The following is a 9,181-nucleotide window of genomic DNA, read 5'->3' as shown; positions in this document are numbered from 1 at the left end:
TATTGTGGTTTTAGATGATGCTATACCAATAAGGTCTCTCGCATATAGCATCGGAGGGTACGGTATGAAGCTGGAGATTGGGCGTTGGGGTGTCGGTGTGGCAATCGGAGATTTCGAGCTACGCCTGTTCCTGGGGGACTTCTACCTGAAGATCCCCGGAAGGCTGGAGGTGGCCTGGAACGCCACAGGTCGCTATGTCGACCGCATTGGGCGCAAAGGGAGGGAGAGCTAATGGACAGCCTTGGTGCCCCTCGCCCTATCCCTGACATCGAGGGAGAAGTAGCAGAGCGAGTATCAGCCAGAATCGGCATCACACGCCTGATCGGCGCAGTCGCTGTCATCCGTGAGGTTGCGCCAGAGATCGGCATCCAGGCTGTCCATCTGCTGCTGGAGGTTGCCAGAAAGCCCGGCATCACCGTCAGTGAGCTGATGCGGAAGACGGGGCTGTCGCAGTCATCCTGCTCGCGCAACTTGGCGCTGCTATCGGCACAACACCGACTCGGAAAGCCGGGGCTGGATCTGGTGTACACACAGGAAGACCCCTCGGAGCGACGCCGGAAGCTGGCTCGCTTGACCCCCAAGGGAGAAGAGCTGGTTTCATTGGTTGTCGATTCGGTGCGCTAGGGGTACGGCCTGGAGGAGCGCATCCAGGCGCTGGGATAGCCGCCTTCCATCGACGTGTTTCAAGCGAACCAGTCTTCCGACTCGTCCCTTGGCGCTGTCCCAGGCCTTACGGTTCTCGGGCGTCATACCCTCTTCGTTGACTGCCTTTTCCAGGTGGCGGACTGCAGAGCGGATCCGGTTTCGCTCGTCCTTGCTGATTGCTGGGCAGCGCCCGGCAGTGATTAGTCCTGTGACCTCCAGCTTTCGCCCCTTACGGCTGACCTGGCTCTTGGAGCGTTTAGGCCGACATCCCTTTGAGGTCAGCATCCGGTATACCTTGGCCCTGGCCTCGCCAACGGCGCAGTCTGGAATCCGGTGGCGGGATGAATAGGTCACATCATCGACGAACCGGGAGTATGTCAGGCCCATCGCCTTCAGGTCTTCTACCAGTTGCGCCTCTCGGTCCCAGAAAGCGAGATTTGCTAGGTAGCTGCTCGTCTTGGCTCCCTGTGGTATGGATCCCTTGCGCGTAGTCAGCTTGGTCAACAATTCCGCTACTTCAGGAGAGAACCCAAAGAAGCGTAGCCAGACCGTGAACACCAGTTTGCGATCCAGCGATGGGTAGAAGTCGGCAATATCGTCCAATACGAGAATAGCTGCCCCCGTATGCAGGGCCGCATTCGATACGTGATCTCTTGGGAACTCGGTATCCTTTATCCCGCCATGGAGGTAGCGCGGGAAGCGCACTTTGTGGAGGATCTTCTGGACGATCTGATGCTGCACACGTTTCAGTGCTGGGTACGCATCGTAGGTCATCCGAAGGCTGCCATCTTTCTTCTTCTGAGGAACAGGCCGGTACGAAGCAGACGCGCTCTCGGCGATGGCTTTCAGTTTAGGGAGTGGTGTATTCAGTAATCGTGCGAGGTGCTCAGGATCCACAATCGGGTTGTGGAGGTAAAACGGCGTCAGCTCAGGCGATACGCACATCAAGCCGACTCTCTCATCAGGTTCAGCGCAGCGGCTGAGAGCTTTTCCTTCAGCTCTGGAGTAAAGCCTTTCAGATCGTCTTCCTCAGCAGCAAGAAAGAGCAGCAGGGTCATCGGAACTTCCAACCCTTTGGCAATACTCTCCAGCGAGGACAGGCCTGGATCTGATCTTTCACCTCGCTCAAGAAGCGATAGATAGGAGACTGAAACGCCAGCACGTTTGGCCAACTCTCCTTGAGTCAGCTTACGCTGCTGGCGGCACAGCTTGATTGCGTATCCAATATTCATGTCTCGCAACCAATCGGAATTTTTAAAGTAGTGGTTTGCTGTGTCACATCAAGTCCTCAAAAAGCGCCTTGATCACGGGAAGGTACTTCAATGCCTCACCGAGCTTGGCTAGAGCGGCAGCCGCCCTTGCTGGCTTTGGATCGGCAGTCAGTGCCTCCTCCAGAATCGCAATCGCCTCATCAAGCCTATCTGTAATGCGAGCATCTACGTCGTCGTGCATTTCCAACCGCACCTGCTTCAGCAGAGTGACAGTTTTGATCAAACGTGCTATATCCATCGGAAATACCTCATTCGTTATCGGACTGGGCAACTGCCCCGCCGTCAAGCAATTGAGCCGATAAGGAACGCGTAGATGCTCCAGCAAACCACCGTTCAGCTCCTTTTCAAAGGAGCCTCCCGCCGTACAAGACTGCTGACCACCGGGTGTCTGAGACACCGAGCAGCCGGGTCGCTGTGCGGCAAGTGAACCCTGGGTGAACAACTCCCTGGGTGACCAACAAGGTTGGCCCGCTTGCAAGCTCAATCGAGGTAAATCAACACGTTTAAAGAGCACCTGGGTGGTACACCCAGCCTGAAACCAATAGTAGCTGTAATTTTACTGTCAGTCAAATTCTGTGCATTGCTGGGTTAGCTGGTCAGGTACCCACCAAAAGAAAACCCCCGGTGTCTGGGAGTAGGCTTCCTACATTCCCATGACCGGGGGTTTCGTTTAGCAGGGCAGGAAGCTCGTCAGGAGGAGGCCTGGTAGCTTTGCAGCTGTCGCCAGACCTTCCTACAATCTTCCTACATTCCTTCCTACATCCATGCCTACATTGTCATGTAAGGCATTGATTTCAAAAGGATGCTAGGGGTGGTCGGCAGTTTACATCATGCCGCCCATGCCACCCATGCCGCCCATGTCGGGGGCACCGCCGGCGTCCTTCTCTTCCGGGTCGTCGGCGATCATCGCTTCGGTGGTGATCATCAGGCCGGCCACGGAAGCGGCGGACTGCAGCGCAGAGCGCGTGACCTTGGCCGGATCGAGGACACCCATCTCGAACAGGTCGCCGTACTCGCCGGTCTGGGCGTTGTAGCCGAAGTTGCCTTCGCCGTCCTTGACGCGGTTGAGGATGACGGAGGCCTCCTCGCCGGCGTTGGTGACGATCTGACGCAGCGGTGCTTCCATGGCGCGAACGGCGATGGCGACACCGTGGGTCTGGTCTTCGTTGTCACCCTTGAGGCCAGCAATCTTGGTCAGGATGCGCACCAGGGCGGTACCGCCCCCGGGCACGACGCCTTCCTCGACGGCGGCACGCGTGGAGTGCAGGGCGTCCTCGACGCGGGCCTTCTTCTCCTTCATCTCCACTTCGGTGGCGGCACCGACGCGGATCACGGCGACACCGCCGGCCAGCTTGGCGACACGCTCCTGCAGCTTCTCGCGGTCGTAGTCGGAGGAGGTTTCCTCGATCTGCGCGCGGATCTGGCTGACGCGGGCCTCGATGTCACCCTCGGAGCCGGAACCATCGATGATGGTGGTGTTTTCCTTGGACATGGTGACGCGCTTGGCGCTGCCCAGGTGATCCAGGTTGGCCTGCTCGAGGGTCAGACCGACTTCCTCGGAGATCACGGTACCGCCGGTGAGGATGGCGATGTCCTGCAGCATGGCCTTGCGACGGTCACCGAAGCCGGGCGCCTTGGCGGCGGCGACCTTGACGATGCCGCGCATGTTGTTGACGACCAGGGTCGCCAGCGCTTCGCCTTCGATGTCCTCGGCGATGATCACCAGCGGCTTGCCGGCCTTGGCGACGCTCTCGAGTACCGGCAGCAGTTCGCGGATGTTGGAGATCTTCTTGTCGACCAGCAGCAGGAGCGGGTCTTCCAGCTCGACCGCCATGGTCTCCTGGTTGGTCACGAAGTAGGGCGACAGGTAGCCGCGATCGAACTGCATGCCCTCGACGACTTCCAGCTCGTCCTCGAAGCCGCGGCCTTCATCGACGGTGATGACGCCTTCCTTGCCGACCTTCTCCATCGCCTCGGCGATGATCTGGCCGATGCGAGAGTCGCCGTTGGCGGAGATGGTGCCGACCTGGGCGATGGCCTTGGAATCGGTGCAGGGCACGGCCAGCTGCTCGATTTCCTTGACGGCGGCGTTGACGGCGTGGTCGATGCCGCGCTTGAGGTCCATCGGGTTCATGCCCGCGGTCACGCCCTTCAGGCCTTCGTTGACGATGGACTGGGCCAGCACGGTGGCGGTGGTGGTGCCGTCACCGGCCACGTCGGAGGTCTTGGACGCGACTTCCTTGACCATCTGGGCGCCCATGTTCTCGAACTTGTCCTTGAGTTCGATTTCCTTGGCGACGGAGACCCCGTCCTTGGTGACGGTGGGCGCACCGAAGGACTTTTCCAGCACCACGTTGCGGCCCTTCGGCCCCAGGGTGGCCTTGACGGCGTCGGCGAGGACGTTGACACCACGCGCCATGCGCTTGCGAGCGTCGTCTGAGAACTTGATCTGTTTCGCTGCCATTTTCGTTACTTCCTGCTGTCAGTGCGATGAACGAGATTGACGTGAAAAGAGAGCGGAGAAACCCGCGACTTACCCTTCGACGACGGCCAGGATGTCCGACTCACTCATGATCAGGACTTCTTCACCGTCGATCTTCTGCTTTTCGACGCCGAAGCCTTCCTTGAAGATCACGGTGTCGCCCACCTTGACGTCCAGCGGGCGCACTTCGCCGCTGTCGAGAATCCGGCCATTACCGACGGCGAGGATCTCGCCACGAGTCGGCTTTTCCTGGGCGTTGCCCGGAAGCACGATTCCGCCAGCGGTTTTCTGTTCTTCTTCGACGCGACGGACGACGACGCGATCGTGCAAGGGACGGATGTTCATTGCTCACGTTCTCCTGATGGTTGCATGACTAGAATGCATTTCCCTGTTGAGCAAGGCTCACGGGCGGAGGGCAAAAGCCCCCCGGTGTCAAAGGCCTGCGCGACTGACGAAGGCCGAAGCTCGTTGGCTGTTCCCTTGATGGGGCCGCCGGGAGGGCTTTCAAGGGGCCGGAATGAAAAAAATTCACTGTCGGGGCTCGTCCTTGGCGATGAAGTCGCCTTCCAGGGGCTCGCCCTCGCCATGGCGGGTATGGCGGCGCTCGGCGTCCGTGTCGTGGCGGGCACTTTCCTGCCAGCCGGCGTCGCCGCTGCGGTAGGTATAGACGCTGAAACCGCGCATGTGCGCGGGCAGGCGCTGCAGTAGATGACCCAGCCAGCGGCGCGTGCCGGGCAGCAGGCAGAGAAAGCCCAGCGTGTCCGAGAGAAAGCCCGGAGCCATGAGCAGGGCGCCGCCGAAGATCAGGGCGGCGCCGGTCATCAGCTCCTCCGAGGGAATCTCGCCCCGGGCGAAGCGTTCCTGGGCGCGGCGCAGGGTCGCGACGCCTTCACGCTTGATCAGGTGCAGGCCCAGGAAGCCGGTGCCCAGCACCAGCAGCAGGGTGGTCAGCAGGCCGATCTTGGCGCCGACGCTGAACAGGATGACGAAGTCGAGCAGGGCGAACAGAGTAAAGAAGAGCAGAACCGGCATAAGCGCTCCAGAACAATGGATGCCCTTAAGATGGAGGCGTCGGCGCCGATTGCAAGTGCCCGCCCGGCGCGGTGGACTCAGGCCATGGTGTCATGGTCCTTGACGTGCCGTCATGCTATCTTGGAGTTATATTGCAGTGCACAAAACTGGCTGGAGTAGGGAGGAGTCAACATGCAACTGGACGGTGCCGTTATTGCCATTACTGGCGGGGCGCGGGGCCTGGGTCTGGCCATGGCGAGGATGCTGGGGTCGCACGGCGCGCGCCTGGCCCTGCTGGACCGCGAGGCGGAGTCGCTGCAGTCGGCCGTCGATGGCCTGAAGGAAAGCGGGATCCATGCCGAGCCCTTCGTGACCGACGTCGCCGACGAGGGCTCGGTGACCGAGACGTTCGCCGCCATCGCCGAACGCCTGGGGCCGGTCTCGGGGCTGGTCAACAATGCGGGCATCACGCGGGATGGGCTGCTGGTCAAGGCCAAGGAGGGCAAGGTCGAGAAGACCATGTCGCTGGCGCAGTGGCAGCAGGTCCTCGACGTCAACCTGACCGGGGTCTTCCTGTGCGGGCGCGAGGCGGCCAGCCAGATGATCGAGGCCGGCCACAAGGGAGTCATCGTCAACATCTCGAGCATCTCGCGGGCCGGCAACATGGGCCAGAGCAACTATGCCGCCACCAAGGCCGGTGTGGCGGCGCTGACCGTGACCTGGGCGAAGGAGCTGGCCCGGCACGGTATTCGCGTCGGCGCCGTGGCCCCGGGCTTCATCGAGACCGAAATGACCGCCTCGATGCGCCCCGACATGCTCGAGAAGATCACCAAGGGTGTGCCGCTGGGGCATCTGGGGCAGCCGGAGGATATCGCCGACAGCGTGCGCTACATCTTCGAGAACGCCTACTTCAGCGGGCGTGTTCTGGAGTGCGATGGCGCCCTGCGGCTGTAAGTTGCCGTACCCCTTCCGCCGAACCGGTGGGAGGGGCGCTCGACGAGGCAGGGAAAAGAGGGCGTGGCCGCCGGGCCACGCCCTCTTTATGTATGCAGGTGCAGGGCGCTCGGCTGGCTCATCAGAAGGCGAGGCGATCCTTGAGGCCCTCGGCCGTGGCCTCGCCGATGCCGTCGATGCGTGTCAGGTCCTGGGCGGACGTGTAGTCGCCGTGGGCCTTGCGATCCTCGACGATCGCCCGGGCACGGACTTCGCCGATGCCGGGCAGGGTGGCCAGCTGCTCGGCCGTGGCGCTGTTGATGTCGAGCCTGGCGGGTTCCTGGGCCTGGGCTGCGGTGGCACCGATGCCCAGGGCAAGGGCGAGCAGCAGGGACGGTAGATAGCGTTTCATGGGGCCTCCTTGTTGTCGTCTGGCGAACTGGCACGGCCGTACCAGTGATTTCAACGCTAAGTAAAAGTAGAGCGCGACGTCAGTCGACATGGCTGACCTTCTTGTAAGATATCTCTTATATAAGCGTAAGCGAATGCTGATCCGGCCTGGATCCGACCAACCCGGCAAGGCTGATATACTGCGCGCCATTCATCCCTCATCTCATCCATGCTGGAGTCCTCATGGCAGCCACTCATTCCCCGCTGATTATCGCCCTGGATTACGCTTCATTGGACGCGGCCCTGTGCATGGCCGACCAGCTTGACCCCCGACGCTGCCGGCTCAAGGTAGGCAAGGAGCTGTTCACGCGCAGCGGGCCCGCCGTGCTGGAGGCGTTGCATGGCCGGGGGTTCGAGGTGTTTCTGGATCTCAAGTTCCACGACATTCCCAATACCGTGGCCGGTGCCGTGCAGGCCGCGGCCGAGCAGGGCGTCTGGATGGTCAACCTGCATGCCTCGGGCGGGCGGCGGATGATGACGGCGGCGCGCGAACGTCTCGATGCGCATGGCCTGTCGACCCATCTGATCGCGGTAACGGTGCTGACCAGCATGGAGCGCCAGGATCTGGTCGAGGTGGGGGTCGATAGCGAGCCGGCGGAGCAGGTCGAGCGCCTGGCCCGCTTGTCCCGGGACAGCGGCATGGACGGCGTGGTCTGCTCGGCCCGGGAGGCGGCGGCGATCACCGCGAGTTGCGGCGAGGCGTTCCTGAAGGTGACCCCGGGGATCCGTCCGGCCGCCGCGGCCGCCGACGATCAGCGGCGCGTGCTGACCCCGGCCCGGGCGATGGCGGCAGGCAGCACGCATCTGGTGGTGGGGCGCCCGGTCACCCAGGCGCGGGAGCCGATGGCGGCGCTGGCGGCGATCGAGGACGAGCTGGCCGGACGCTGAATATCACTCGCCCTCCAGCCCGGTGATCGGCTTGGTGGTGCCCCACTGGCGGCAGCGCGGGCACTGCCAGTGCAGCTGGCCGCCGGCGAAGCCGCAGCGATGGCAGCGAAAGCGTGGCCGGGCCTCGAGCAGCTTGGCGGTGTGCTGCTTGAGCAGGGTGACGGGCTGACGCTGGTCGGGCTCGGGGGTGTCGAGGTAGAGGCTCATCAGATAGTCCAGCCCCCGCAGGCTGGGGGTCCGTGCCAGCTGCTCGCTGACGTAGCGCGCGGCGGCCTCGAGGCCGTCGTGCTGCTCGATCTGGCGGGCCAGCATGATGATGGTGCTGATGTGCGGGGCGCGTTCGATCCACTGCTTGAGGCAGCGCTCCAGGCCGTCCTCGTCCTCCAGCTTCAGGTAGGCGTCGCGCGTCGGTTCGAGAATGATGGGGATGAAGTCGCGATCCTGTTCGGCGAGCCGCTGCAGCAGGCGAATCTGCTGCTTGTAGTGGCCGGTGTCGCGCTCCAGGGTGGCCAGCAGCCAGTTGGCGCGCACGCACTGGTCGTCGATGCTCAGGGCCTGGCGCAGCTTCTTGCGGGCCAGCGCCGGGCTGGCGGAGTGCATGTCCTGCTCGGCCAGTTCGCAGAGCCAGTGGGCGGCGGCTCGGCGTGTTGCCGCATCCTGGCGGGTCAGCTGCGGGTGAGCGGTCTCCAGGGCCTTGTGCCATTCCCGCTCGCGTTCGTAGAGGTCGACCAGCAGGCGCTTGGCGGTCTGGCGGCGAGTCTCGTCGGGGCACTCCCGCGCCAGCGGCTGCAGCAGTCGCTCGGCGCGATCGAGCACGCCGAGGTGAAGGAAGTCGCGGGACAGTTCGATCTGCACCTGGTCGCTCTGCCCGGCCGTCAGGGCGGGGCGGGCCAGCAGGTTCTGATGGATCTTGACCGCCCGGTCGGCTTCACCGCGCAGGCGAAACAGGTTGCCGAGGGCGATATGCGTCTCGATGGTGTCGCTGTTGACTTCCAGCGCCTGGACGAAGGTCTCGATGGCCTGGTCGGGCTGCTCGTTGAGCAGGTAGTTGAGGCCCACGAAATAGTCCCGCGACAGGCGGTTCGTCGGATGCGAAGCGGATGTCGAGCGTCCCTGCTCACGGCGTCCCAGCCACCAGCCGATGGCAATTGCCGCCAACAACAAGGCCAGCAGCATCAGATCGGGCATTTAGGGGATTTCCTTGAACTCCTGGATGCGCAGGCGATCGAGTTCCTTGCGTTGCTGCTGGTTGTGACGCTGGGCACGGGTCAGCAGGGTGCGCAGGCGCAGGTAGACGCCGGTCATGGCCAGCATGCCGAGAATCACGCCGCAGGCCAGGGCGACCAGCAGCCACAGCGAGAGGGACGCGGCGGGGAGTTCGACCCAGATGAGGTTCAGGGGGACCGCCTGCTGGTTGTTGACGGCGAAGAGAATGCCGAGAAGCAGAACGACCAGCAGTATGATTGCGAGCAGCAGGCCTTTTAGCCAACGCATAGTGGTT

Annotated in this window: 13 protein-coding genes; 4 read left to right on the top strand and 9 right to left on the bottom strand. The window is 62.7% G+C overall.

What is annotated here, in order from left to right:
* The first annotated feature begins 64 nt into the window (after positions 1–64).
* Together G7A98_RS08050 and G7A98_RS08045 are read left to right on the top strand one after the other, a co-directional pair.
* On the top strand, positions 65–232 hold the full coding sequence (locus G7A98_RS08050; RefSeq protein WP_163649138.1) for a hypothetical protein: 168 nt from the start codon (positions 65–67) through the stop codon (positions 230–232).
* Complete coding sequence (locus G7A98_RS08045) at positions 232–624, top strand: MarR family winged helix-turn-helix transcriptional regulator (RefSeq protein WP_163649137.1); 393 nt, start codon at positions 232–234, stop codon at positions 622–624. The genes G7A98_RS08050 and G7A98_RS08045 overlap by 1 nt, the downstream gene beginning before the upstream one ends.
* Here G7A98_RS08045 and G7A98_RS08040 read toward each other — a convergent pair.
* The 6 genes from G7A98_RS08040 to G7A98_RS08015 form a co-directional block, all read right to left on the bottom strand.
* Positions 598–1,590 (bottom strand): reverse transcriptase family protein, encoded by a 993-nt coding sequence (locus G7A98_RS08040; protein WP_163649136.1) that lies wholly within the window; start codon positions 1,588–1,590, stop codon positions 598–600. The genes G7A98_RS08045 and G7A98_RS08040 overlap by 27 nt on opposite strands.
* A complete protein-coding gene (locus G7A98_RS08035; protein WP_163649135.1) occupies positions 1,590–1,877 on the bottom strand; it encodes a helix-turn-helix transcriptional regulator in 288 nt (95 codons plus the stop codon). Before G7A98_RS08035 ends, G7A98_RS08040 begins: the two co-directional genes overlap by 1 nt.
* 43 nt (positions 1,878–1,920) lie before the next feature.
* Entirely contained in the window at positions 1,921–2,154 is a 234-nt protein-coding gene (locus G7A98_RS08030; RefSeq protein WP_163649134.1) for a hypothetical protein, read from the bottom strand.
* 585 nt (positions 2,155–2,739) lie between these two features.
* Positions 2,740–4,380 carry a chaperonin GroEL gene (gene groL, locus G7A98_RS08025; protein ID WP_163649133.1) on the bottom strand — a complete coding sequence of 547 codons (1,641 nt, stop codon included), beginning with the start codon at positions 4,378–4,380 and terminating at the stop codon, positions 2,740–2,742.
* A gap of 69 nt (positions 4,381–4,449) precedes the next feature.
* Positions 4,450–4,743, bottom strand: a complete 294-nt coding sequence (locus tag G7A98_RS08020; RefSeq protein WP_163649132.1) for a co-chaperone GroES — start codon at positions 4,741–4,743, stop codon at positions 4,450–4,452.
* 183 nt (positions 4,744–4,926) lie between these two features.
* Positions 4,927–5,430, bottom strand: a complete 504-nt coding sequence (locus G7A98_RS08015) for an FxsA family protein (protein WP_163649131.1) — start codon at positions 5,428–5,430, stop codon at positions 4,927–4,929.
* A gap of 171 nt (positions 5,431–5,601) precedes the next feature.
* Between G7A98_RS08015 and G7A98_RS08010 the strand changes: the two genes are divergently transcribed.
* Positions 5,602–6,363 (top strand): SDR family oxidoreductase, encoded by a 762-nt coding sequence (locus tag G7A98_RS08010; RefSeq protein ID WP_163649130.1) that lies wholly within the window; start codon positions 5,602–5,604, stop codon positions 6,361–6,363.
* A 121-nt stretch (positions 6,364–6,484) separates the two neighbouring features.
* On the opposite strand, the gene G7A98_RS08005 is transcribed toward G7A98_RS08010, so the two are convergent.
* Entirely contained in the window at positions 6,485–6,754 is a 270-nt protein-coding gene (locus G7A98_RS08005; protein ID WP_163649129.1) for a ComEA family DNA-binding protein, read from the bottom strand.
* A 221-nt stretch (positions 6,755–6,975) separates the two neighbouring features.
* Between G7A98_RS08005 and pyrF the strand changes: the two genes are divergently transcribed.
* Complete coding sequence (gene pyrF, locus G7A98_RS08000; RefSeq protein ID WP_163649128.1) at positions 6,976–7,680, top strand: orotidine-5'-phosphate decarboxylase; 705 nt, start codon at positions 6,976–6,978, stop codon at positions 7,678–7,680.
* A 3-nt stretch (positions 7,681–7,683) separates the two neighbouring features.
* On the opposite strand, the gene lapB is transcribed toward pyrF, so the two are convergent.
* Positions 7,684–8,868 carry a lipopolysaccharide assembly protein LapB gene (gene lapB / locus G7A98_RS07995; protein WP_163649127.1) on the bottom strand — a complete coding sequence of 395 codons (1,185 nt, stop codon included), beginning with the start codon at positions 8,866–8,868 and terminating at the stop codon, positions 7,684–7,686.
* Positions 8,869–9,174: a LapA family protein gene (locus G7A98_RS07990; protein ID WP_163649126.1), complete on the bottom strand. Its 306-nt coding sequence runs from the start codon at positions 9,172–9,174 to the stop codon at positions 8,869–8,871.
* Positions 9,175–9,181: the final 7 nt, after the last annotated feature.

Source organism: Modicisalibacter sp. 'Wilcox', from assembly GCF_010993675.1.
GTDB classification, from domain to species: Bacteria; Pseudomonadota; Gammaproteobacteria; order Pseudomonadales; family Halomonadaceae; genus Modicisalibacter; species Modicisalibacter tunisiensis.
This window is presented reverse-complemented; position numbering and strand designations above follow the sequence as displayed.